General features: G+C 65.1%; 20 protein-coding genes. 9 read left to right on the plus strand and 11 right to left on the minus strand.

Translation table 11 applies throughout. The features are described from left to right. Positions 1–4: 4 nt before the first annotated feature. On the plus strand, positions 5–526 hold the full coding sequence (locus tag AC3G2C_RS12270) for a methylated-DNA--[protein]-cysteine S-methyltransferase (RefSeq protein ID WP_488384895.1): 522 nt from the start codon (positions 5–7) through the stop codon (positions 524–526). An 8-nt stretch (positions 527–534) separates the two neighbouring features. Here AC3G2C_RS12270 and AC3G2C_RS12275 read toward each other — a convergent pair whose 3' ends face one another. After that, a complete protein-coding gene (locus AC3G2C_RS12275) occupies positions 535–873 on the minus strand; it encodes a hypothetical protein (RefSeq protein WP_488384896.1) in 339 nt (112 codons plus the stop codon). A gap of 48 nt (positions 874–921) precedes the next feature. On the opposite strand from AC3G2C_RS12275, the gene AC3G2C_RS12280 reads away from it, so the two are divergent. After that, positions 922–2,202 carry an alkaline phosphatase family protein gene (locus AC3G2C_RS12280; protein ID WP_488384897.1) on the plus strand — a complete coding sequence of 427 codons (1,281 nt, stop codon included), beginning with the start codon at positions 922–924 and terminating at the stop codon, positions 2,200–2,202. Between the two features lie 58 nt (positions 2,203–2,260). On the opposite strand, the gene AC3G2C_RS12285 is transcribed toward AC3G2C_RS12280, so the two are convergent. Then, complete coding sequence (locus AC3G2C_RS12285; RefSeq protein ID WP_488385191.1) at positions 2,261–2,644, minus strand: VOC family protein; 384 nt, start codon at positions 2,642–2,644, stop codon at positions 2,261–2,263. Between the two features lie 8 nt (positions 2,645–2,652). Further along, positions 2,653–3,951 (minus strand): MFS transporter, encoded by a 1,299-nt coding sequence (locus AC3G2C_RS12290; RefSeq protein WP_488384898.1) that lies wholly within the window; start codon positions 3,949–3,951, stop codon positions 2,653–2,655. Positions 3,952–4,179: 228 nt separating this feature from the next. Here AC3G2C_RS12290 and AC3G2C_RS12295 point away from each other — a divergent pair, with 228 nt between their 5' ends. Beyond that, positions 4,180–5,892, plus strand: coding sequence for a sensor domain-containing diguanylate cyclase (locus AC3G2C_RS12295; RefSeq protein WP_488384899.1), 1,713 nt, complete (start codon positions 4,180–4,182; stop codon positions 5,890–5,892). Positions 5,893–5,945: 53 nt separating this feature from the next. Here AC3G2C_RS12295 and AC3G2C_RS12300 read toward each other — a convergent pair whose 3' ends face one another. The 5 genes from AC3G2C_RS12300 to AC3G2C_RS12320 form a co-directional block, all read right to left on the minus strand. Continuing rightward, positions 5,946–6,935 carry an alpha/beta hydrolase gene (locus tag AC3G2C_RS12300; RefSeq protein WP_488384900.1) on the minus strand — a complete coding sequence of 330 codons (990 nt, stop codon included), beginning with the start codon at positions 6,933–6,935 and terminating at the stop codon, positions 5,946–5,948. 4 nt (positions 6,936–6,939) lie between these two features. Next, positions 6,940–9,945, minus strand: a complete 3,006-nt coding sequence (locus AC3G2C_RS12305) for a glycoside hydrolase domain-containing protein (protein WP_488384901.1) — start codon at positions 9,943–9,945, stop codon at positions 6,940–6,942. A 125-nt stretch (positions 9,946–10,070) separates the two neighbouring features. Further along, on the minus strand, positions 10,071–11,057 hold the full coding sequence (locus AC3G2C_RS12310; protein ID WP_488384902.1) for a multidrug resistance efflux transporter family protein: 987 nt from the start codon (positions 11,055–11,057) through the stop codon (positions 10,071–10,073). 270 nt (positions 11,058–11,327) lie between these two features. Further along, positions 11,328–12,689 (minus strand): sensor histidine kinase, encoded by a 1,362-nt coding sequence (locus AC3G2C_RS12315; RefSeq protein WP_488384903.1) that lies wholly within the window; start codon positions 12,687–12,689, stop codon positions 11,328–11,330. Continuing rightward, positions 12,686–13,372 carry a response regulator gene (locus AC3G2C_RS12320; RefSeq protein WP_488384904.1) on the minus strand — a complete coding sequence of 229 codons (687 nt, stop codon included), beginning with the start codon at positions 13,370–13,372 and terminating at the stop codon, positions 12,686–12,688. The genes AC3G2C_RS12315 and AC3G2C_RS12320 overlap by 4 nt, the downstream gene beginning before the upstream one ends. A gap of 313 nt (positions 13,373–13,685) precedes the next feature. Between AC3G2C_RS12320 and AC3G2C_RS12325 the strand changes: the two genes are divergently transcribed. Beyond that, positions 13,686–14,186, plus strand: a complete 501-nt coding sequence (locus AC3G2C_RS12325; RefSeq protein ID WP_488384905.1) for a Spy/CpxP family protein refolding chaperone — start codon at positions 13,686–13,688, stop codon at positions 14,184–14,186. 98 nt (positions 14,187–14,284) lie between these two features. Here the strand turns inward: AC3G2C_RS12325 and AC3G2C_RS12330 are convergent, their stop codons facing one another. Then, complete coding sequence (locus AC3G2C_RS12330; protein ID WP_488384906.1) at positions 14,285–15,400, minus strand: aldo/keto reductase; 1,116 nt, start codon at positions 15,398–15,400, stop codon at positions 14,285–14,287. 102 nt (positions 15,401–15,502) lie between these two features. Between AC3G2C_RS12330 and AC3G2C_RS12335 the strand changes: the two genes are divergently transcribed. After that, entirely contained in the window at positions 15,503–16,060 is a 558-nt protein-coding gene (locus tag AC3G2C_RS12335; RefSeq protein WP_488384907.1) for a LysR family transcriptional regulator, read from the plus strand. Between the two features lie 210 nt (positions 16,061–16,270). Beyond that, positions 16,271–16,690 carry a LysR substrate-binding domain-containing protein gene (locus AC3G2C_RS12340; protein WP_488384908.1) on the plus strand — a complete coding sequence of 140 codons (420 nt, stop codon included), beginning with the start codon at positions 16,271–16,273 and terminating at the stop codon, positions 16,688–16,690. A 9-nt stretch (positions 16,691–16,699) separates the two neighbouring features. On the opposite strand, the gene AC3G2C_RS12345 is transcribed toward AC3G2C_RS12340, so the two are convergent. Further along, positions 16,700–16,870, minus strand: a complete 171-nt coding sequence (locus tag AC3G2C_RS12345) for a hypothetical protein (protein WP_488384909.1) — start codon at positions 16,868–16,870, stop codon at positions 16,700–16,702. A 117-nt stretch (positions 16,871–16,987) separates the two neighbouring features. Beyond that, complete coding sequence (locus tag AC3G2C_RS12350; RefSeq protein ID WP_488384910.1) at positions 16,988–18,370, minus strand: formimidoylglutamate deiminase; 1,383 nt, start codon at positions 18,368–18,370, stop codon at positions 16,988–16,990. Between the two features lie 80 nt (positions 18,371–18,450). Between AC3G2C_RS12350 and AC3G2C_RS12355 the strand changes: the two genes are divergently transcribed. The 3 genes from AC3G2C_RS12355 to hutI are packed head-to-tail and all read left to right on the plus strand — an operon-like array spanning position 18,451 to position 22,717. Next, the gene (locus tag AC3G2C_RS12355) at positions 18,451–20,025 is read left to right on the plus strand and encodes a GNAT family N-acetyltransferase (protein WP_488384911.1); all 1,575 of its coding nucleotides are present in this window, start codon (positions 18,451–18,453) and stop codon (positions 20,023–20,025) included. Further along, the gene (locus tag AC3G2C_RS12360; protein WP_488384912.1) at positions 20,022–21,488 is read left to right on the plus strand and encodes a chloride channel protein; all 1,467 of its coding nucleotides are present in this window, start codon (positions 20,022–20,024) and stop codon (positions 21,486–21,488) included. The genes AC3G2C_RS12355 and AC3G2C_RS12360 overlap by 4 nt, the downstream gene beginning before the upstream one ends. Continuing rightward, on the plus strand, positions 21,485–22,717 hold the full coding sequence (gene hutI / locus AC3G2C_RS12365; protein WP_488384913.1) for an imidazolonepropionase: 1,233 nt from the start codon (positions 21,485–21,487) through the stop codon (positions 22,715–22,717). The genes AC3G2C_RS12360 and hutI overlap by 4 nt, the downstream gene beginning before the upstream one ends. The last annotated feature ends 13 nt before the right edge of the window (positions 22,718–22,730 follow it).

The following is a 22,730-nucleotide window of genomic DNA, read 5'->3' on the forward strand; positions in this document are numbered from 1 at the left end:
GCCGATGTCCACCAGCCCGCGCCTTTGGTACGACGAACTGCCCACGCCCATCGGCACGCTCCGCCTTGTGGCCGACGATGACGGGCTGCGCGAGATCTGGTTCGAAAGCGGCCGGCACCAACGCGGGCCACAACCGGGATGGATGCGCGCCGCCACCGAACCGCTCGTGCTCGCCGCGCAGCAGTTGGAGGAATACTTCGCCGGCACGCGTCAGCATTTCGAACTGCCACTACGCCCGTTGGGCACGCCATTTCAGTTGGAGGTGTGGCAGGAACTGGCGCGCATTCCCTACGGCAGCACCATCAGCTACGGCGAGTTGGCCCGGCGCATGGGCCAGCCACAAGCCATGCGTGCCGTGGGCGCGGCCAACGGCCGCAATCCCTTGCCCATCGTGTTGCCCTGCCATCGGGTGATCGGCAGCAACGGCAGCCTGACCGGCTTTGGCGGTGGGTTGCCGACCAAGCGTTTCCTGTTGGCGTTGGAAGATCGCGTGGCGCGCGGCGACTTGTTCTTCAGCGCGGGCTGAGCGAAGCGCTAGCGGCCACCGTCCACGGGCGGCGGCGTCACCGCATTCTGGTACTGATTCAATGCGCCACGTGCACGCGGCTGCAGGCGTGGTTGCGCATGCGCGCCATTGGCATCCGCCATCTCGACCTTGCCTGGCTTGACGGCGCTCACGGGCGGCCGTGAGGCGGGCTTGCCTGCTTTGGTGTTGACAGCCTTGACCACAGCGGCCTTGGCTGGCTTGGCCACGCTGGACATCACCGCCGGTGTCGCCGCAGCATCTTGCTGGGCAACGGCTTGCGCCGTCCAGCAGGCCGCGAGACACACCGACAACCACACCAGATTTCGCAAGGCACGTGTAATGGTCATACAACTACGCGAAGATATGGGGTTTTCAGACATCGTACGGGTCCACTCATGAAAATACCGTTTCGCCTGCTGCTTTGTTCGCTGATGGCACTCGGAGCGGGCTGCGCCAATCAGCCGCCTGCGTCCGCGCCGTTGGCGCCCACCGTCGCCCCGGCGAAACAGGCTCCCGCTCCGCTGTTGCTGATTTCCATCGACGGTTATCGCGCCAATTACATCGAGCGCGGCCTCAGCCCCACCCTTGCCCAACTGGCCAAGGACGGTGTGCACGCCACCGCCGGCATGCAGCCCTCGTTTCCCTCGCTGACGTTCCCCAATCACTACACCATCGTCACTGGCCTGCGCCCGGACCACCACGGCATCGTCAACAACACGATGTCCGATCCTGAGTTGGGCAAGTTCTCGCTGAGCGATCGCAACGCCGTCGGTAATGGCCGCTGGTGGGAAGAAGGGATGCCGCTGTGGGAAACCGCCGGCCAACACGGCATGAAGAGCGCCACCATGTTCTGGCCTGGCTCGGAAGCGGACATCCACGGCAAGCACCCCGACTACTGGAGGACGTACGATGGAAACGTCACGCCCATGCAGCGCGTTGACCAGGTGCTTAACTGGCTGGACATGCCTGCCGACCAGCGCCCCGGCTTCCTCACGCTCTACTTCGACGAGGTGGACCACGCGGGCCACACCTACGGTCCGGACACCCCGCAGGTGGATCAGGCCCTGCGCGAAACCGACGCTGCGCTTGCGCACTTGGTGCAGGGTTTGCAGAAGCGCGGCCTGCTCGATCGCATCAACCTGATCGTGCTCGCCGACCATGGCATGGCGCCCGTGCCGCAGAAGAACTCCGTGTACCTGGACAAGCTTGTGTCGCTGCGCAACGTGGACGTCGTGAGCATGGGCGTGCTGGCCGGTATCAACCCGAAGGAAGGCCACGACTTCGCCAAGATCGAGGCGCAACTGGAAAAGCCGCAGAAGCACATGACCTGCTGGGACAAGTCGCGCGTGCCCGCACGCCTGGTCTATGGCAGCAACCCGCGCGTGCCGCAGTTGCTGTGCCTGGCCGACGTGGGCTGGCGCATTTCCACCAGCGACTACGTGGCCAAGCGCAAAGGCAAGCTGAGCCTGGGCGAACACGGCTACGACAACGAAGCGCCGGAGATGCAGGCGCTTTTCGTGGCGCACGGCCCGGCGTTCCGACAGAGCGCCTCCGTTCCCTCGTTCCCGAACGTAGACGTGTACCCCTTGATGGCCCACTTGCTGGGCTTGCCGCCGGCCGCCAACGATGGCGACTACACCGCAGTAAAGGACATGCTCAAACCCGAGGCGCAATAATCGCCGAAGGCATGACAAGAGGGCGCGGCATTTGCCGCGCCCTTTTCATTGGCGGCGATTACGCCACGTAACGACTGACTTCGATCAGGTTGCCGTCGGGGTCGCGAAAGTACACCGACTCGATGGCGCCGCACGCACCGGTGCGCATAACGGGGCCTTCTTCGATCGCTACGCCTTCGCGCTCCAGATGGGCGATTACCTCGGCCAGCGGTTGCGCCGCCATCAGGCACAGATCGACCGAGCCCGGCGTCGGGTGCAACGCCTTGGGCTCGAACTCCCGCCCGTGCTGGTGCAGGTTGAGCTTCTGCGTGCCGAAGGCCAGCGCCTTGCGCCCTGCGCCAAAGGTGATTTCCTGCATGCCCAGCACGCGCGTGTAGAACGCACAGGTGGCGGCAACGTCTGCCACGGTAAGCACAAGATGGTCGATGGATTGAATCTGCATCATCGATCTCACTGGGGAATGGGGGGTTCGGTACCCGGCGAAGGCGGCCCCGGCAACGGCTGCAAACGGTACAAGCGCCACGCGACCAGCAACCCGGCCAAGACCAGCGCCGCCACGAACACCACCACCCCGTTCCAGCCATGCGCGGTGTAGAACAAGCCGCCCGTGGCACCGGCGATGCTGGAGCCCATGTAGTAGCAGAACAAGTACATCGACGACGCTTGCGCCTTGGCGTGGCCCGCGCGGCGCCCCACCCAACTGCTGGCAATGGAGTGGCCACCAAAGAAGCCGAACGTCACCGCGACAATGCCCAGCACCACCAGCGGCAACGGTCGCGATGCGGTAAGCAGCACACCGAACAACATGAGCGCGAATGTGGTCCAGAGCACCTTGCGCCGCCCCAGCTTGCCCGCCAGATGCCCCATCCAGGCGGAACTGAAGGTGCCGATCAAATACACGCTGAAAATAGCGCCCACCACGGCCTGGCTCAAGCCATACGGCGGCGCGAGCAGGCGGTAGCCGATGTAGTTGTAGACGGTGACGAAGGCGCCCAGCAGCAGGAAGCCCTCCGCGAACAACCACGGCAGGCCGGCATCGCTGAACGCGAGTCGGAAGCGCCCCAGTAACTGCCCCAGGTGCAGCGGATGCCTCACGTGGTGCCGCGACGGCGGCAGGCTGCTCCAGAACAACAGGCCCGACACCAGGCCAATCAACCCCACCGTCGCCACGCCCCAGCGCCAGCCCACGAAATCGGCCAGCACACCGGCCACCAGTCGCCCGCCCATGCCGCCAATGGCGTTGCCACTGATATACAACCCCATGCCCAGGCCGATGGAATCGGGGTGCATCTCCTCGCTGAGGTACGTCATGGCCACGGCAGGCAAGCCGCTCAGCGTGACGCCCAGCAGAGCACGCAGGATCAGCAGCATGTGCCAATCCGGCACCAGCGCCGTCAGCAGCACCAGGATGGCCGACGACAACAGCGATGCCGTCATGACCGACTTGCGGCCCCATGCGTCGGACACCCCGCCGGCAAACAGCATGGCGAAGGCAAGCACGCCCGTGGTGAGCGACAGCGACAGCGCGGCCGTGGCGGCGCTTACGCCATAGTCCCGGCTGAACTCGGGCATCAGCGGCTGGGTGCAGTACAACAGGCCAAACGTCGCCACGCCGGCCGCGAACAGGGCCAGGTTGGTCTGACGGAACACCGGGGTGCCATGGCGAATGTAATCGTGCGGTTCAAGCCCCGGCCCAGCAGGCCGATAATCCTTGCTGGGCTCCTGGGGGCGCCCTTGCTGCGTTGCCATGGTTTGACGATTGTCTGTCCGCGGGGAGCGGCAAGCATAGAACTTGCCGGCGACGGGAGCGACCATTGACTCAAACGTTGGTTCGCATATCAGCCTGTCCTCCCAGGCTGTAGCACCGCGGATAGGCAGGAAAACGTGGTACATAATGCGCAAAACACGAGGGCATTCCCGGGGAATGGATGCCATCGGAACCGGCAAATGGGGGCCGGAACAATAAGAGGGGGGGGAATGCCGTATCGCACACCCGTGGGGCTGTTCTTCGCATGCCTGATTGCCACGCTCTACGCACTGGCGGCGCACGCGTTTCCCGAAAATGCTTCCGAGCCGCAATGGCGCGTGGCGGCCTTGCCGGCCGCGCTACCAACGCCCTCGCCCGCCGATGTGGTCAGCGGCCGCATGGATGCCGCGTTTACGCCAAGCACCGCGCCCTACACCCCCAACGCGGCGGAGGAGCAACGCTGGTATCGCCTCACGCTCGACCGCGACTGGACGCAACGCATTTCGCCAGTGCTGAGCTTTTCCAACGCGGGTTACGTGCGCCTCACGATCTATGCGCCCCCGGAGTATCGACCGAGCGAACTGTGGTTTGCACAGATCGAAGCGGCGCCGCGCTTCTCGCGCCACCACCTCGCTTATGTCTTGCCACATGATCTTCGCGCGGGCGAACCCATTTATGTGCAAGTCGCCGCCGACAGTTTCACGCGCCCCATCCGCCCCGCGCTCACCGACCTGGCGAGCTATCAGACTGACGACCTGAACCACGTTCGCCTGTGCACGCTGTTTGCGAGCGTGCAGTTCACCATGATTCTCGCGGCGCTGTGCCTATGGATCGTGTTGCGCGACCGCGTGCTGGTGTATTTCATCGGCTACGCCGCGTGCCAGCTGATCTATCAAATGCTCACCACTGGCGAGATGTACGAACTGCCCGGGGCAAGGCTGCTCGTACCGCTGGGTACGCACGCACCGTGGCTGTTCGCGGCGTTGAGCGCCCCGCTGTCGATCTCCTTCATTATCGAATTTTGCGAACTGCGCCAGATCACGCCTCGCGCAGCGCGTGTGCTTGGCTGGATGCGCTGGCCGTTTCTGGTAGCCGCCTTTCTGCTGTGCTTTCCCTTTGCCGAACGCATGCACGCGCTGGCCAGCGCGTTCAACCTGTGGTTCATGCTCTCCTCGCTGCTGGCACTGGCCACTGTGGTGCTGGCGGTATTACGGCATGGGCGGCAGGCGCGGTTTTTCCTGATCGCGTGGATGCCGCAAGTGCTGCTGACCTTCGTGCGCGTAAGTCAGGTGTTGCTTTCGTTGGATCAGCCGCGCTGGCTGGAGTACGGCTTTCCCTTCACCATGGCCTTTGCGAGCATCGTCATCACCATCGGCCTGGCCGATCTTTCGCTGCGCGCGCGACGCGAACGCGACATGGCCCACCACCTGGCCGATCACGACGCGCTCACCGGCGTGCTCAATCGCCGCGCACTGCTCAAGCGTCTGCACGGCGCCATGACCGAGGCACGCTTGCAGCGCGAGCCGCTGACGCTGCTGTTCCTGGACATGGATCATTTCAAGTCGATCAACGACCGCTACGGTCACCCTGTGGGCGATGCCTGCCTGCGCGCCGTGGCGGAGGCGATCGGTGACGAGCTGCGCCCCGACGACTGGCTGGGCCGCTACGGCGGCGAGGAGTTCGTGGTGGGGCTACCCGGCGCGACGCATCAGAATGCACTGTCCATTGGCGAACGCATCCGTCAGCGCATCGAAACTTTGCAGGTGCACTCCCATGGCAACACCGTGCAAACCACAGTCAGCGTGGGCGTGGCGAGTCTGCAGGATCATCTGGACACCGCCGACGACCTGATCGCTCGCGCCGATATCGCGCTTTACCGCGCCAAGACCGATGGCCGCAATCGCATCGCGGCTCACCCTCCCTTTGCGGGCGCGGAAAGTTGAGCAACTCATGATCGATCCGATCGCATCCGCGCCCTGACCACGCGAAGGCACCGTCAGGGGGCTACGGCGCCCTTCGCGGGAAACGCCCAGCGCAGAAAGGGTGGCAGCATGCGCTTCCAACTGCCCTGGTTGTGCTCGCCATCGCTCAACAGATAGAGCATCACGTCGGCATTGGCATGCGGATGCTGCGCACCATCCGAGTCCACCAGATAGCCCAGGTCGCGCAGACCAGCGCGTTGTGAGCCATCCGGCGCGCGAAAGCCAAACAGCAGGTCCTGCACGTCTTCCACCGCATCGATGACGCCATTGCCGTTGCGATCGTTGGTTTCTTCCCGGCCGCCCACCGCAAACCACATGCGCAACCCTCGTCGCGGCTTGCCCTGAAGCAGCATGGCTTGCGCCAGGCGGGTGTTCTCCACCGCATCGGCGCTCGTGCGATCGGCCGCCAGCCAGAACGATGGCGAAAACGCGCCCACCTGGCCAAACACCTCCGGGTACTGCCAGCCCAGGTTGAAGGCGTTGAGGCCGCCCAGTGACCAACCCAGAATCGTGCGCCCCCTTACCGACGCTTGCGTGCGGTAGTGCGCGTCGATATAGGGTACCAATACGGTGGCCAGCCATCGCGAGTAATCGTAGGCCTTGAGGCCGATGGGGCCGATGCGCGAATCGCCCACCACACTGCGCCGCGCGTAACGATCGGACAAGCCGTAGCCGGAGGCGCGATCCTTGAGCATGTCCACCGCCACCACCATCACCGGCGTGATGGCATGTTGCGCATAGAGCGCCGCCAGCGTGTCCTCCAAGCCTACCGCCGCCATGTCCTGCCCATCGTTGGCGTACAGCACCGGGTAACGCACATGATGGGCCCCATCACTCGCATAGCCCGGCGGCAGATATACGGTGAACGTGATCGGCTCCGGCGCTACGGCGCTATCGCTCAAGGCGAGATGGATGATGTCGCCGCCAGGTGACTCCTGCGCGCTGGCGGAAGCCGCCAACATGACGGCCAACCCGACGCATACACGGCCAAACCACTTGCGCATGCGCTTACTCCACCACGATCAGCCAGCCCTTGCCGGGCTGCACAGTGATGCGCTCACCCACCTTGAAGCGCGCGGCGGGCTGGAATCCCTCCACGGCGTCAGCGGCCAGTGTGGCCTTGTTCGGATTCAGGCCCAGCGCCTTCCAGTCGATGTGCAAGCTCACGTTCACCGGCTCGGGCGCCCAGGAGGCCAGCGCGATGAGGGTCTTGTTGCCCTTGCGCACGTAGCTGGTGACCAGCACGTCGTCGCGATCCGTCCTGACCGGTGTGTCGTGCACCCACCAACCGATCATCTGCGCCTGCTCGATGCCGAAGGCGTCCCACACCTTCCACAAGCCGCGCGGATCGCTACCGGGCGACCAACCCAGGCGGTTGGTCATACCGAACAACATGCCGCGCCAGGGGTTGCCGTCGTGCTGCAACATCTCCCCCATCAAGCCATACGGGATGCCGGACAGTTCGGTGAGCCAATAGCTGGGTGAGGTTTTTTCGTAATCGAATTCCTCACCGAACCACAGGCGATCGAGGTACGGGAACAGCTCCATGTAGAGCAAGGCGCTGTTGATGTAGCCGTCGCGCGGGTTGAACTGGCTGGCCGAGTGCAAGTCGATCAGCGCGTCAGGGCGATGCGCCTGCAACACCTTGCGCACCCGCTTCATGGTGGTGCGGTCGTAGGCCACGTCGTCCAGATACAGGCCATCGATGCCGACGTTGCGGGCGAGCCAGTCCAGGCCCTCGATGTAATAGTTGTGCCAGCGGCTCTGGCCGGCATTGATCACTGCGGCGTCGCGATTTTCCGGAACGTGCCAGGCAGCGATGTAGTCGCCATCCAGATGCTCCTGAAGCCAGGAAAAGCCACCGCCCTTGCCGCTGCTGATCACCTCGTGCCCCAGGCTTTCCAGCATGGGCAGCTCAGGCGCGCGATCGGACAACTCTCGCACTGTGTCGTAGATCTTCACGCGCATGCCGCGCTGGTGCGCCGCATCGATGTACGCGCGCATGGCCGGCGCTTCCAGGAACGGATAATTGATCCATGGATTGATCGGCGTCGCATGGTGAATGTTCACCACATTGGCACCATCGGCCTTGATGGCATCCAGGTCGCCGTACTTGTGAAAGAAGCGCTCGGAAAAATGGGCGGCCGGGTCGATGGTCTTGAACGGCGTAACGCGCATGACCACGTCGTAGCGCAGGGTTTCGCCGGGCTGCACCTGACGCGGACCGCTGAAGGCCTGCACGGCGTAAGCGTTCGACCCACTGTGCAAGCGGATGCCGCCCTTCCCCTGGTTGGCCCAGGAAACAGGCAGTCGCAGCGGTTGCTGATGATAGAAGTTGGTGTTGAGCGGTCGCAGGTAATGTTCGTCACGCAGGTGGAACTCCAAGCCTGCGTTGACGGTGCCGATCCAAGCGCCATCCTGGTTGTTCTCCACGTTCCAGCTCCACTGGAAATCAGCCGGCGCGCGATCGCCCTGCCGACCTAGACCAAGCTGATACTGCGCCATGTCCTTGCGCATCGGGAGTTCCAGCCGGATGTCCTGCACGGCAGTGGCTCGCGTGGCAGTCAAGGCGATGGCGTAGACCAGGGTGCCGTCGGCCTCGAGGCTCGCTTGCACATCGCCCTGCAACGGGCCGACGCTGCCGGCCACATGCCAATGGACCTTCGCCGGCCCATCCCGCACCACACGGGGCTTGCCCAATGCATCGAGTGCGTGCTCGCCGTTCGCATCCTGCACGATCAAACGCATCGGCCCAGACAGCATGGCCTGTGGCGTGCGGCTGAACCCGGTCATGCGCTCGTCGAACCGACTGGTGATCTGCGCCGGCAAGCCACTGCGATCCAATCGCAGCTCGCGCCCAAAGATACCCAGCGTGTCCCCCGCCACGGTGATGGCAGTGAACGGCTTTACCAAGCTGTCGTCCTGCGCCAATGTGGAGTTGAGCCAGCGCAACCGCGTGAGTTGGAACGGATCATCATCGCCGTGGGCCACGGCCTCCTCCGCGCCCACGGTGATGCTGAGCGGAACGGTTTGAGTGGCAACACCCTCCGCCGAAATCTGTACTTGCCCTCGATAAACACCCGGTTTGGCAGCCTGGGGAATATCCAAACCCATCCACAACGGTTGCACGCGACCCTGTGCCACATCCACGCGCGTGGTGAACGGCTTGCCGGTAAAATCCACGCCGCCCAAATTGAAGCAAGTGAAGGCGCTGGCCGGAATGCGCTCACCGCCCTCACCGAGCAGGTCACCAAAACTCACCTTGAGGTTCTCGACCTTGCCACGCGGCGCCCAAACGCCTACCTGAAAGCTCAGGTATTGGCCGCGCGCGGCCTGGTCGATGAGCGCGCCACCCGGGCCACGTTGCGCCCAGCGTGCTGGAATGGCGTCGAACATGCGCACGGGATAGGCACGTGTTTCTGGAAACAGCAGCCATGCTTCGCTGGCGTGTGCCGATAGCAGCGCCTGTAGTTCCTGCGGCGTGGCGGTGCGCTCCATGTCGGTATAGGCGTCGAAATCATCGACGGCTTCGTAGCGCAACACAGTGGCCTGCGGCAGCTTGCGCCACGCCCCGTCGCCATGACCCACCTTGCCCAGCCACGCCGCATCGGCGGTGTCCGTGGGCGCTTGATAGGTCACGGTGGGGTAATTGCTGCGCCCCTTGCTGAGGTACGGTTGGTAATACACTGCATACGTCCCCGCCTGGGCCGCTTCGAACACCAGTTCGCCCTGGGCTTGCGTCATGGTGCCGCGCACCACGTTGGTGACTTGCTTGCCGTTGGGGGCCACCACGATCACGGCCACCTGCTCGGGGTGCGCATCGCGGCGGCGCCACGGAATCACCGCGTGCACGGCGGTACCTGGTGCGCTCACCTGCAACAGATAGCGATGATTACCCAACGCATCGGCTTGCCAGCGCAATCGCTGTTGCGTGGGCGCTTCCTGCGCGCCCGCCGCTACCGCGGCCCCCATGAGTACCCCCGCCATGATCCAGGCCACGCGCCGCTGCTTCATTGCCACTCCATATCTCCCCAGGAAGAACGGCCGCGCCTGGCGCCATGCCGAACCTTGGTGTTTACCGCGAGGGCGCTTGGGGGGCAAGTTCCAAAGGTGAGAACCGCGGTGCGCAGACGACGAAATCAGGCGCCCCTGTCAGTGCGCAGGCTACGCACTTGCTCATCGTGCCCAGCGGCCGAACGTCCACTCACCCAACCGAACAGCGCAATGCCCACCACGATGGTCAACGCGCCAAGCGCCGAATAGCCATGCGGCCAGGCTTCGCCGAGGATACTCGCGCCGATCACCGTGGCGAACAGCAGTTCAGCCGCCTGCATGGCTTCCACCGCGGCCAGCGCATTGGGCTCGCTCCGCACCATGTCGGTGGCGCGGAAGAACAACACGGTAGCGATGACGCCGGACGACAGCGCCACGCCACCCGCCAGCCACACCACGCGCCAGCCCGGCGGCCCCACCGTCGCCCATGTCACCGCGGCCAACACCAGCCAGCAGGGCCAGCTGCATAACGTCATGCCGAACACGCGCTGCGTTGCGCCGATGCGGGTGCCACTGCGCTCGAGGTGCAACAGCAGCATGCGGTTGCCCAGCGGGTAGGCAAAGGCGGAAAACACGACGGCTGCCATGGCGAGCCAGTCGCTGGCGCGCAACTGGCCTTGCGCATGCCCCCACTGCAATGCAAACACGCCAAGCACGATCAGCGCGCCGATGGCCAGGCTACCCCAGGCCAGCCGTCGCCGTTCATCGCGATAGATCAACGGCGCAAGCAGCGGACCGGCCAGCACCGTGGTCTGGAAACTGCCGGCCACCAACCACGAGGGCCCACTGTTGGCGGCCCAGGTCAACGGCAAGCCGAACAGCACGAAACCCACGCCACTCCATAGCAGCCACGCCCGGGGATATTGCCGAAGCTCACGCGGCAGCTCACCGAGGCCGCCCTGCCAGGGAAGCACCAAGGCCAGCAACGGCAGCGTGATCAGGTACCGCAGAATCACCGCCCACGCCCAATGCCCACCGCCCGCTACCAGGCTGCGGTTGAGCACATAGGTCATGGTGAAGAACAGCGCTGCTCCGAGCGCCAACCCCACGGCAGCCATCGCGTTCGAACGCATCGGTGATCCATGAACCAAAGAGCAGCGAGTGTGACAAATGCGACGGCCTTTTCGAAGGCCACCCACGCGCCGGGCTAGGTAAGTTCTGATTAAAAGACATTTTGCTCGTCATTCCCGCGAACCCCCAAAAGGGGGCGAGAGCCGGAGGTGCTTTTCAACAGCCGAAGGGCTGGTCATCCAGTGCCTTTGCCTTCAAGCGTTCACGGACTCGGATCCCAGCTCTCGCCCCCTTTTGGGGTTCGCTGGGATGACGTCAAATTCAGAGCATCCCTAGGTCGCCGACATCAGCGGAAGCTGTACGCGTACCTCCAGGCCGCCGCCGTCGGCGTTGCTGGCCGTTACCTCGCCGCCATGGGCGCGCACCACACGCTCCACGATGGCCAGCCCCAGGCCGTGACCATCGGCGCGCGCGGCATTGCTGCCCCGGAACAACGGCCGAAACAGCGACGCCAGCTCGCTCGGCGGCACGCCTGGCCCGTGGTCACGAATGGCCAGCACCACCCCACCCGCCTCGCGTCGCGCACTCAGCGCCACGCCCATACCTGCCGGGCTGAACTTGATGGCGTTGCCGATGAGGTTGTCCAATGCACGCTCCAGCAACATGGCGTTGCCGGAAACGGTCAACGAGGGCTCGGTGGAAACCTCCATCGTGAGTTGACGTGCCTGCGCCTCCACCTGAGCGCGCTGAACGCTTTCCTGCAATAGCGCGCCGACATCCACCGGTTCGCGATTCTCGCCGGGGATGCCACCCTCCAGTCGCGACAGCGCGAGCATTTCGCCGGTCATGCTGTCCAGTCGGGTGATCTCTTGCTCGGCCTGACTGAAATAGCGCGAGGCTTCATCGCTGTCGCGGCTACGCCGTGCCAGGTCGAGGATCAGGTGCAACCGCGCCAGTGGCGAGCGCAATTCGTGCGAAAGATCCTGCAAGACGCTGCGATCATGGGCCACCAAGGCCTCGATGCGCTCGGCCATGGCGTCGAAATCCTGCGCCAGTTGCCCCAGTTCGTCGTGCGTACGGCGACTGCGTCCATCCACGCGCGCGGAAAGCTCGCCCGAGGCCATGCGCCGGGTCGCCGCTCGAATGGCTTCCACCGGCTTGGCGACGCTGCGCGCCACCCACCAGCCAACCAGCCCGATGAACAACAGCGACAAACCGCCCTGCATGGCGAGAAAGATGCTCTGGCGCGCACGCGGCCGCAGTCGCGAATGGGTGCGGCTCAAGGCCACCAGTTGCCGGGTGTGGCCATCGGTGCCTTGCACCTGCTGAATCGCCAGATACAGATTGGGCCATGGCTGCAGCACCATGTCGCGATGCTCGGCCAGCCAGTCAGGCAGCGAGCTGGCGATGGACGACGGCACGCGCATCGGCGCCAGTTGCTCGCCGTTTTCGTACAGCGTGGCTTCGATGCCCTCGCGACGCTGCTGCACGGCCCATTCCGCCAGCCCGGGCGAGGCGCCGCCTTCGAAGGCCTTATCGGCACTTTCGCTCAACGCCGACCAATTGATTTCCACCGCCGTGGTGAACTCGATAAAACGCTGGGTGAGAAAACCGCCCAGCACCAACGCCAGCACGTTGGCCGCGCAAAAGAGGATCAACAGCCGCCAGTACAACGAACTCTTGAACGGACTCATGGGCCCCCGCTGACCAGGCTGTAGCCGGCACCACGCACGGACTCGATGCGCGGCGACTGATTCGATGCTTCCGCCAGTTTGTGGCGCAGTCGACTCACATGCACGTCGATACTGCGGTCGAAGCGCTCCAACTCGCGACCCAGCGCCATGCGCGTCAGGGTGGCCTTGTCCACCAGCTCGCCCGAGCGCTGACTGAGCGCCAGCAACAACTGAAACTCGGCGCCCGTGAGCGACAACTCCTGCTCGCCGACATAGGCACGGCGCTCGCTCGGCTCCAGTCGCAATAGACCCACCTGCAACGAACCGGCCGCCACCGGCGAGGAACGGCGCAACTGGACGCGCACGCGCGCCAGTAATTCACGCGGCAGGCAAGGCTTGGTGAGATAGTCGTCGGCGCCCAATTCCAGCCCCACCACGCGGTCGACCGGCTCGCCCTTGGCCGACAACATGATCACCGGCAGACGATGCTTCTGTCGCAGTTCGCGCAAGGTATCGAGCCCGTCGCGGCCCGGCATCATCACGTCGAGAATGAGCAGGTCCGGTCGCGTGGTGGGGTTATGCACCTGGGCAAGGCCCGACTCGGCGTCATGGGCGACATTCACCGCGAACCCTTCGCGCTCGAGGTATTCGGCCAGCAGGCCGGCCAGCGCGCGATCGTCGTCGATGATCAGGATCTTGGACATGTTCGTTCGGAACTCCGTGGGCCACTCAAGCCATGCGCCGAGGCCAGGGCAAGCGGCTCAGGGGGCGGTGATGAAATCCATGAGAGCGCCGTCGCGGTCGTTCGCGGGCCCGATGCCGCGTCGAAGGCGGTCCGGCGATCACGGAGACGAAGCACCAAGGCAACTCCGGCGACATCATGGTGCCTGTGCCGAGCAGGTCCGCGCATGCTTTACCCTTCTTTACCTTTCGGCAAAGAACATACACATAGCCCTGTCGTCAAATGCACATCACCGGACATTCCCCGGTCCGACTACAACGACACAGGAGTTTCCCATGCGCAAGAACGTCAAGCTCGCCCTGGCTCTCGCCTCGGCCCTGGTCATGGCTCCGCTGGCCATCGCCGTTGCCCAGGATGGCGGCCCCAATGGCGGCTGGCACGGTCACGGCGGCCATCACGGCGCATTCCAGGCGTACAGCAAGCTCAACCTCAGTGACGCCCAGAAAGCCAGCATCAAGCAGATCATCCAGAACGCCATGGCCCAGGGTAAGAGCCAGCGCCAGGCACTGCGCCAACAGCGCGAAGCCTTTGCGGCGATGACCCCGAACCAGGCTGGCTACCAGGCCGCAGCGGCCAGCCTCGCCCAAGCGGAAGGTGCCGCCACGCAGGCCCGCGTGCAGCAGCGTGCCGCCATTCGCGCGCAGATCTACGCCCTGCTCACTCCGGCGCAGCAGCAGCAGGCGGCATCCATCAAGGCCGAGCGTCTGGCTCGCCGCCAGCAGTGGGAGCAGTTCAAGGCCCAACATCCGGTGTCGGGCACCAGCTCAGCGCAGTAACCCGCATTCGGGCGACGCGATAACCACAACGGCGCCTAACGGCGCATCCATAACCTCGGCGCCAGCCTGCATGCTGGCGCCGTTTCTTTTTGATCGGCTCAGTCGGCCTTGAAGTCGCCGGCCTGCTGGGCCGGCACGTACACCGGCGGTGCATAGCCGTTGGGCTTGCTGCCGACGGCGACACCGCCATGGATGCGCGATTGCTGCACATCGCCGAAGAACCAATACGGAAAGACAGCCTCCGGCGCGCTCGCCGCGTCCAGTGTCGCCCGCAGTTCGGCGGGAATGTCGAACGACAGGGCCGCGAGGTTGTCATCGAGCTGCGCAAGCTTGGTGGCGCCCACGATCACCGAGGCAATGCCGGGCTGGGTGGCCACCCAGTTCAGCGCCACCTGCGCCATCGGTCGCCCCATCGCGGCGGCCACCTCCTCCAGCACGGCGACGATGCGCCAGTTACGCTCGGTAAAGCGGTCGAAGCCCGGCGCGCCGGCGATCTTGGCCAGTCGCCCGTCGCCCGTGCCACCGGCTTGGCTCGGCTTGTACTTGCCCGAGAGCAAACCCATGCCCAGCGGGCTCCACGCGGTAATGCCCATGCCCAGCTCCGCGCCCATCGGCACGAACTCGTGTTCGAGATGACGCTCGATCAGCGAGTACTCCAATTGCAGGTTGGTCAGCGGCGCGAGCGCATGCGCCTCGGCGTAGGTCTGCGCACGTGCCGCGTACCAGGCCGGCACGTCGGAGAGGCCTGCGTAGCGAATCTTGCCGGCACGCACTAGGTCGTCCAGCGTGCGCACCACCTCTTCCGCCGGGGTGAGTCGATCCCAGGTGTGCAACAGGTAGAGGTCGATGTAATCGGTGCGCAGGCGACGCAGCGAGCCTTCCACGGCGCGCAGGATGTTCTTGCGGCCGTTGCCCCCCGCGTTCGGGTTGCCCGGTTGGGCGTTGTAGCTGAACTTGGTGGCGATCACCACGCGGTCGCGCGTACCGGTGGCTTCGACGAAACGACCCAGCAACTCCTCGCTGGCGCCATCGGTGTAAAGGTCAGCGGTATCGAGGAAATTGCCGCCAGCGTCCAGGTAACGATCGAACATGGCGCGGGCAGTGTCCTCCGCCGCGCCCCAGCCCCAGTTGTCGCCGAAGGTCATCGTGCCCAGGGCAAGGCGGCTGACGCGCAGGCCGGAACGGCCGAGGGTGTAGTAGCTGTCGAGTGACATGGCGGGCTCTCAGGTGAGTGACGGGGTGAACGCCAGTCTGCGCCTTGCCATTGCGGCGAAAAATCCGCATCTTGTGAATGCTTTTTTAAGTTGAGCTAAAAAATGCGCCTCGACGATACCGGCGCCCTCCGCGCCTTTCGACTTATCGCGCGACACGGCAGCTTCACCCGTGCGGCAGCCGAGTTGCAGGTCACGCCCTCCGCCCTCAGCCAGACCCTGGGCCAGATGGAGAGCCATCTGGGCGTGCGCCTGCTGCAACGAACCACGCGCAGGGTGGGCCTTACGGAGGCCGGACACGCCTTTCTGGAGCGCATATCTCCCGCGCTGAACGACATCGACCAAGCCATCGCCGCGCTACGCGAGCACGGCGACCGCCCGCTGGGCACGCTGCGCATGGCGGTACCGCAGATGGTGCTGGATCAACTGATCGCCCCTACGCTCGCCAGCTTCATGCGTGCGTGGCCGGAGCTGAGGGTGGATGTCCACGTCGACAATCGCCTCACCGACCTGGTGGCCGAAGGCTTCGATGCCGGCATACGCCTTGGCGAGCGACTCGACCGCGACATGGTGGCACTGCCCCTAGAGCCTGTTCACGATCTGCGCTTAGCCCGCGTTGCGCTGGCGTGCCCGCCAGGGAGCGGGGCGTGGCGAAGCGCCTGACTGGCGGTCAGGCCGAGCCGCGCACCGGTTCCTGGCGGGCACACCAGCGCAACCCTTCGGGCCGGGGCGGTTTGCACCCAGCTCCGCGTCATCACTCGGTTGTGTACGGACGTACACGCCCTCCTTCTTCCTTGATCTGCGCGCAAACCGCTCCCGGCGCGGGCCACGCGCAGATCGTGAACAGGCTCTCTAGGCGGCAAGCAGCGCGCCGTGGTCGTGGGCTCGCCCGACTACCTGTCGCGACGTGGCACGCCGCGTACGCCTGAGGAGCTCTCCGGTCACGACTGCATACGCTATCGATTCACCAGCGGCGCGATCTATCGTTGGGAGTTCGCCCACCCGCGCGGCCCCAGCAAGGGGCGTTGGTTCGCGATGGACGTGGACGGCCCACTCACGACCAACGACCCGACCTTGGCGATTCACGCCGCCATGGACGGCATCGGCCTTACCCACATGCTGGAACCCTCGGTACGCGCCGCGCTGGCCTCGGGTCGGTTGGTTTCCGTGCTCGACGAGTGGCTGCCGCCTTTCGAGGGCTTCTATGTGTACTACCCCAGCCGCATGCAGGTGCCACCCAAGTTGCGCGTATTCATCGACCACCTGCGCGCGTACCTGGCCAGCCATCCATGATGTGCCGGCTCAACCGCGCCAGTGGCCGGAGATCCACACATTGCCCGGCGCCCAATAGCCCGGCACCCACACGCGCGCTGCATAGTGCGGACGCGGCGCCACGACCACGCACCCCGTCAGTGAAAGCAACGCGCTGGACATCACCGCAAAACCAAGACCGATCAACATGAGTCTGCGCATGACGCGCTCCCGGATAGTGGACTTGCTCCGGAAAACGCCGCCCGCGAAAGTGCGCTGACGCCATGCACGAACGGCGATGGCTGCCGTTCATGCAATCGGCAGTGGCCGTTCACACAGTCATTGCGCTTGTTCTTGCGCTCGCGCCAGGCGCTGCACCGTCGAGCGATAGCGTGAGGCGATGCGCTCCTCGTCGCGGTGCATGAAATTGCGAACCACCCACTCACCGCCGACCATCACATCACGCACCAGCGGCACGTTGCCGGCAAAGAGGAAACTGTCGATCAAGGAGCGTTCATTGCGCGCTGCCAGCAGCGGCGCACGATCGTCCAGTACCAGCAGATCGGCGCGCGCACCCGCACGCAACTCGCCCAGCGGCATGCCCGCAGCGAGCGCGCCGCCGCGAAGCGAAGCCGCCCACAGCGCTTCACCGACGCTCTCGTCCTCATGACGCGCGGCTATGTTACGGTGGCACGTCGCCAGGCGCTGCCCGTATTCGAGCCAGCGCAGCTCTTCCACAGGCGACACGGAAATATGCGAATCGGAGCCGATACCTAGCACGCCGTGCGCATCGAGGTAGTCGGCCAGAGGAAACAACCCATCGCCCAGATTGGCCTCAGTGGATGGACACAGACCCGCCACGGCTCCGCTGCGCGCAAGCGCCGCGGTTTCCCTGGCATCGAGATGCGTGGCGTGCACCAGCGTCCAACGCGCATTCACATCGGCGTGATCGAGCAACCACTCCACCGGTCGCGCGCCACGCGTGGCCAAGCAGTCCTGCACCTCGCCGATCTGTTCGGCGATATGGATGTGAATGGGCCGCTGGATGCTGGCCTCGGCCGCCAGTACCTCTCGCAGCGCGGCCTCTGGCACTGCGCGCAGCGAGTGCAGGGCCACGCCCACGCGCAGGCGCTCGCTCTCGTGTGTGCGCAAGGTTTCCAGCAATCGCAGATACGCGGGAACATCGTGACCGAAACGGCGCTGCCTTGCAGACAAGGGGCGCCCATCGAAGCCACCGGTCATATACAGCACGGGTAGCAGCGTGAGCGCGATGCCTGTTTCGCGCGCCGCTTCGATCAGGGCCAGCGACATCGCCTCGGGCTGCGCGTACGGCGTGCCATCGGGCTGGTGATGCAGGTAGTGGAACTCGCAGACCTGCGTGTAGCCGCTCTTGAGCATCTCCATGTAAAGCTGCGCAGCCACGGCCTTCAACTCGTCCGGGCCAATGGTTGCCGCAAAGGCATACATGGTTTCGCGCCACGTCCAAAAGCTGTCGTCGCTTTTGCCTCGGCGTTCGGCCAAGCCGGCCATCGCACGCTGGAACGCGTGGGAATGCAGGTTCGGCATGCCCGGCAGTACCCAATGACCCAGGCGCTCGCCCGGCGCCGCATCCAGCGCAACCACATGGCCGGTGTCATCGACCTGCAAGCTGGCGTCATACGCCCAACCTTGCGCTGTCCACAGGCGATCCGCGGTGTATCGGGAGGGATTGCTGCCGGCCATCGTCCTGCTCCTTGGGAAACTTGGCGAGTGTACCCCTTCCACGCGCGGCGTCATTCGGCTTGCTCCGGCATAATGTGCGGATGGCCAAGAAAACTCCGGAACACACCCCCAAGCTGCTGGTGCGCCAGGCGCGACCGGCGGATGTCCCCGCCCTGGTGGAGCTCACCGCCCGCGTGTACACCCCCGAATGGGGACATTCGGCAGAGATGCTCCGCTCGCAGCAAACGCACTTCCCCGAAGGGCAGTACGTGGTGGAGTACGAAGGCAAGCTCGTCGGCTACTGCGCCACCTTCCGCATCGACGAGGCCACCGCGCTGGCGCCCCACACTTGGATGCAGATCACCGGTGGCGGCATGGCCTCGCGCCACCGTCGCGACGGCAACTGGCTGTACGGCATGGAAGTGGTCGTGCACCCGGACTACCGCAACATGCGCATCGGCCAGCGCCTGTACCAGGCACGCAAGCGCGTCTGCACCGATCTCAAGCTGCGCGGCATCGTGTTCGGCGGCCGTATTCCCGGCCTCGCTCGCAACCTGCAGCGCTATGGCAGCGCCGAGGCGTACGTGCAGGCCGTGGTGGAAGGCAAGCGGCGCGACCTCACCCTGAGCTTCCAACTCGGCAACGACTTCGAAGTCATCGGCCTGCTGCGCGGTTATGTACCCTCCGACTACGAGTCGCTGGGTTATGCCGCGCACCTGGTGTGGCGCAACCCGCAGTTGCTCAACCAGCCGGACATTCCCTCCATTCCTTCCACGCAGCGCCTGCCCGACCTGGTGCGTGTGGCGTCGGTGCAGTACCAGCAGCGACGCATCCGCTCGTTCGAGGAGTTCGCCACGCAGGTGGAGTACTTCACCGATATCGCTGCCGATTACAACGCCGACTTCGTCACGTTTCCCGAGCTGATCACGCTGCAATTGCTTTCGATCGAAAACGAGGAACTCTCGCCGGTCGATTCGATCCGCAAGCTCAGTCAGTACACGCCGCAGGTGAAGGAACTCTTCAGCCGGCTCGCCGTGCACTACAACATAAACATCATCGCTGGCTCGCACCCCACCGAGCAGGCCAACGGCGACATCCACAACGTGTGCTACGTGTGCCTGCGTGATGGTTCGATCCACGAGCAGGAGAAGATCCACCCCACGCCCAGCGAGCGCACGGTGTGGAACATCACGGGCGGCGATACCGCGGCCACCATCCAGACCGACTGCGGCCCGATCGGCGTGATGATCTGCTATGACTCGGAGTTCCCCGAGGTAGCGCGCCACCTCACCGACCAGGGCGCGCTGATCCTGTTCGTGCCGTTCTGCACCGACGTGCGCGAAGGCTACCTGCGCGTGCGCTACTGCTCGCAGGCCCGCGCCATCGAGAACCAGTGCTACGTGGTGCTCTCGGGCAACGTGGGCAACCTGCCGGGCGTGAACAACTTCGATATCCAATACGGACAGAGCTGCATCCTCACGCCCAGCGACTTCCCGTTCGCACGTGACGGCATCGCCGCCGATTCCACGCCCAATATCGAAACCGTACTGTTCGCCGACCTGCACCTGGAAAGCCTGGCGCGCGCCCGAAACGCCGGCGCGGTGCAGAACCTCAAGGACCGTCGCTTCGACTTGTACGAAACACGCTGGACCCACAAGTCGGAGGGCAAGTCATGAGCGACGAGCACATCGATCCCGCCAAGGACTCCGCCCGCCAACGCATCGCCGATGCACAGATCTTCTCGCCGGTGGAATGGCGACGCCGCATCCTGTTCTGGAGTGGCGCCGTGCTGGTGGGCCTCGCCGCCGTAGGCTTTGCCCAGGCCGCCGACTGGGCCTTCGGCGTGTTCCACGGCGTCGTGGAACATCATCGCTGGTGGGCCTTCCTAATCACGCCGTTCGTCTTCGCCCTGCTCTCCTGGCTCACCCAGGGTGTACTCAAGCCCACACGGGGCTCGGGCATTCCGCAAGCCATGGCGGCACTCAAAGTCGAGGACGAAGGCTTCCGCCAGAGCTTGCTGTCGCTGCGCGTCGCCGTCGGCAAGATGGCGCTGACCTTGGCCGCCCTGCTCGGCGGCGCGTCGGTCGGCCGTGAGGGGCCCACCGTGCACGTGGGCGCTGGCCTGCTCTACTCCTTGGGGCGTCGCTTTGGTTTTGCCGAGCCCGCCGCGGCGGGGCGTTTCATTCTGGCCGGGTCAGCTGCCGGCCTCGCGGCGGCGTTCAATACACCGCTCGCCGGCGTGGTGTTCGCCATCGAGGAAATGAGCGGCGCCTTCGAGCACCGCATGAGCGGCACCTTGCTCACGGCCGTAATCGTATCGGGCGTGGTCTCGCTGGGCATCCTCGGCAACTACGCTTACTTCGGCCATTTCGACACCGGCCTGCCGCTCGGCAAGGCATGGCTCGCCGTATTGGCGACGGGCCTGGTCTGCGGTTTGGCCGGCGGCCTCTTCGCGCGACTGATCCTGCCCAGCGATCGCGGCCTGCGCGGCGTGGTGGGTCGTCTACGCGGCCGCCAGCCGGTGCTGTTCGCTGCCGCCTGCGGCCTTGCCCTGGTGCTGCTCAGCCAGCTCAGCCATACAGGCCTCTATGGCACCGGCTATGCGCAGGCGAAAGACATTCTCGAGCACCACTCCGACACCGTGATGAGCTTTGGCGTGCTGAAGTTCATGGGCAATATCGCCTCGTTCTGGGCCGGTATTCCCGGCGGCATCTTCTCGCCCGCCCTCGCCGTGGGCGCGGGGCTCGGCCAGAACATCAGCGCAGTGCTGCCGGGCGTGGACCCGTCTGCCGTGGTGCTGCTCGCCATGGCCGCCTACCTCTCGGGCGTCACGCAGGCGCCACTCACTGCCACAGTGATTTCCATGGAACTCACCGCCAACCAGCAGATGGTGCTGCCCATCATGGCGACCTGCTTGCTGGCGCGGGCGGTGTCGTCCCTGCTCTCGCGCAAGCCCGTGTACCGCGCGCTCGCCGATCGCCTGATTGAAAGCTACGAGCATGAATTGGCGCGTCGCGAAGCCGAGTCAGCGAACGAAAACGGCGACATCGACGAAACCACCCCGATGGTGGAAGACCCTGCCACCCCCTTGCCGCCGGAACGCGACCGCGGCTTTTCAGCCAACCAACGCCCCTCATGACGACTCGCTGGGATCACCTTCTGCTCAACGGTACCCTCGCCACCTTTACCGGCGACGCGCCCTATGGATTGATCGAACAAGGCGCCATCGCCCTGCACCAGGGGCAGATCGCCTGGGTAGGCCCGCAGCATGCGCTGCCGGCTGCACCGGAAGCGCTGGCCGCGCAGGTGGAATCGCTCGGCGGCGCCCTGGTAACGCCGGGACTCGTCGACTGCCATACCCACCTGGTGTTCGGCGGGCAACGCGCACACGAGTTCGACCTGCGCCTCAACGGCGCCAGTTACGAGGAAATCGCACGCGCGGGTGGTGGCATCGTTTCCACCGTCAAAGCCACGCGCGAGGCCAGCGAAGACGAGCTGTTCGCCCAGGCGCTGCCGCGCGCGCATGCCCTGCTCGCCGACGGCGTCACCACCATCGAAATCAAATCAGGCTACGGCCTGGATCTGGACACGGAGCGACGCATGCTGCGCGTCGCGCGTCGCCTGGGCCGGGCGCTGGGCATCACCGTACGCACCACGTTTCTTGGCCTGCACGCGCTGCCGCCCGAATATCGCGATCAACGCGACGCTTATGTCTCGCTGGTTTGCGACACCATGCTGCCGACGCTGGCTGCCGAAGGTCTGATCGATGCCGTCGATGCCTTCTGCGAGAACATCGGCTTTACACCGGCCGAAACGCGACGCGTGTTCGAATGCGCCACGTCGCTGGACCTGCCGGTGAAATTGCATGCCGAGCAGCTCTCGGACCTGGACGGCGCCGCACTGGTGGCCTCCTTCAATGGCCTCTCCGCCGATCACCTGGAGTACCTGAGCGAGTCGGGCATGCGTGCGATGGCCGAAGCCGGCACTGTTGCCGTGCTGTTGCCGGGCGCCTTCTATGCCTTGCGCGAAACCAAGTTGCCGCCGATCGCCGGTCTGCGCGAACACGGCGTGCCCATGGCCATCGCCACTGACTGCAATCCAGGCACGTCACCCATGCTGTCGCTGCGCCTGGCCGCCGGCATGGCCTGTACGCTTTTCCGTCTTACGCCGGAAGAAGCCTTGCGTGGCATTACCGTAAACGCCGCGCGCGCATTGGGCCTGGCCGATCGCGGCACCTTGGCGCCAGGCCAGCGTGCCGATCTCGCCGTGTGGAATGTGCGCCAGCCCGCCGAGCTGTGTTACTGGATCGGCGGCTCGCTGCTGCGCAAAGCCTTCCTGGGCGGCGAACTATTGCCCGTACAAGGCTGAGCCGACAGCGTAA

This window comes from Frateuria sp. sgz306004 (genome assembly GCF_057750885.1).

Bases quoted from the DNA above. Each gene is read 5' to 3' on its own strand.
- AC3G2C_RS12270 (WP_488384895.1), top strand. From the start codon at position 5: ATGTCCACCAGCCCGCGCCTTTGGTACGACGAACTGCCCACGCCCATC.
- AC3G2C_RS12275 (WP_488384896.1), bottom strand. From the start codon at position 873: ATGACCATTACACGTGCCTTGCGAAATCTGGTGTGGTTGTCGGTGTGT.
- AC3G2C_RS12280 (WP_488384897.1), top strand. From the start codon at position 922: ATGAAAATACCGTTTCGCCTGCTGCTTTGTTCGCTGATGGCACTCGGA.
- AC3G2C_RS12285 (WP_488385191.1), bottom strand. From the start codon at position 2,644: ATGCAGATTCAATCCATCGACCATCTTGTGCTTACCGTGGCAGACGTT.
- AC3G2C_RS12290 (WP_488384898.1), bottom strand. From the start codon at position 3,951: ATGGCAACGCAGCAAGGGCGCCCCCAGGAGCCCAGCAAGGATTATCGG.
- AC3G2C_RS12295 (WP_488384899.1), top strand. From the start codon at position 4,180: ATGCCGTATCGCACACCCGTGGGGCTGTTCTTCGCATGCCTGATTGCC.
- AC3G2C_RS12300 (WP_488384900.1), bottom strand. From the start codon at position 6,935: ATGCGCAAGTGGTTTGGCCGTGTATGCGTCGGGTTGGCCGTCATGTTG.
- AC3G2C_RS12305 (WP_488384901.1), bottom strand. From the start codon at position 9,945: ATGAAGCAGCGGCGCGTGGCCTGGATCATGGCGGGGGTACTCATGGGG.
- AC3G2C_RS12310 (WP_488384902.1), bottom strand. From the start codon at position 11,057: ATGCGTTCGAACGCGATGGCTGCCGTGGGGTTGGCGCTCGGAGCAGCG.
- AC3G2C_RS12315 (WP_488384903.1), bottom strand. From the start codon at position 12,689: ATGAGTCCGTTCAAGAGTTCGTTGTACTGGCGGCTGTTGATCCTCTTT.
- AC3G2C_RS12320 (WP_488384904.1), bottom strand. From the start codon at position 13,372: ATGTCCAAGATCCTGATCATCGACGACGATCGCGCGCTGGCCGGCCTG.
- AC3G2C_RS12325 (WP_488384905.1), top strand. From the start codon at position 13,686: ATGCGCAAGAACGTCAAGCTCGCCCTGGCTCTCGCCTCGGCCCTGGTC.
- AC3G2C_RS12330 (WP_488384906.1), bottom strand. From the start codon at position 15,400: ATGTCACTCGACAGCTACTACACCCTCGGCCGTTCCGGCCTGCGCGTC.
- AC3G2C_RS12335 (WP_488384907.1), top strand. From the start codon at position 15,503: ATGCGCCTCGACGATACCGGCGCCCTCCGCGCCTTTCGACTTATCGCG.
- AC3G2C_RS12345 (WP_488384909.1), bottom strand. From the start codon at position 16,870: ATGCGCAGACTCATGTTGATCGGTCTTGGTTTTGCGGTGATGTCCAGC.
- AC3G2C_RS12350 (WP_488384910.1), bottom strand. From the start codon at position 18,370: ATGGCCGGCAGCAATCCCTCCCGATACACCGCGGATCGCCTGTGGACA.
- AC3G2C_RS12355 (WP_488384911.1), top strand. From the start codon at position 18,451: ATGGCCAAGAAAACTCCGGAACACACCCCCAAGCTGCTGGTGCGCCAG.
- AC3G2C_RS12360 (WP_488384912.1), top strand. From the start codon at position 20,022: ATGAGCGACGAGCACATCGATCCCGCCAAGGACTCCGCCCGCCAACGC.
- hutI (WP_488384913.1), top strand. From the start codon at position 21,485: ATGACGACTCGCTGGGATCACCTTCTGCTCAACGGTACCCTCGCCACC.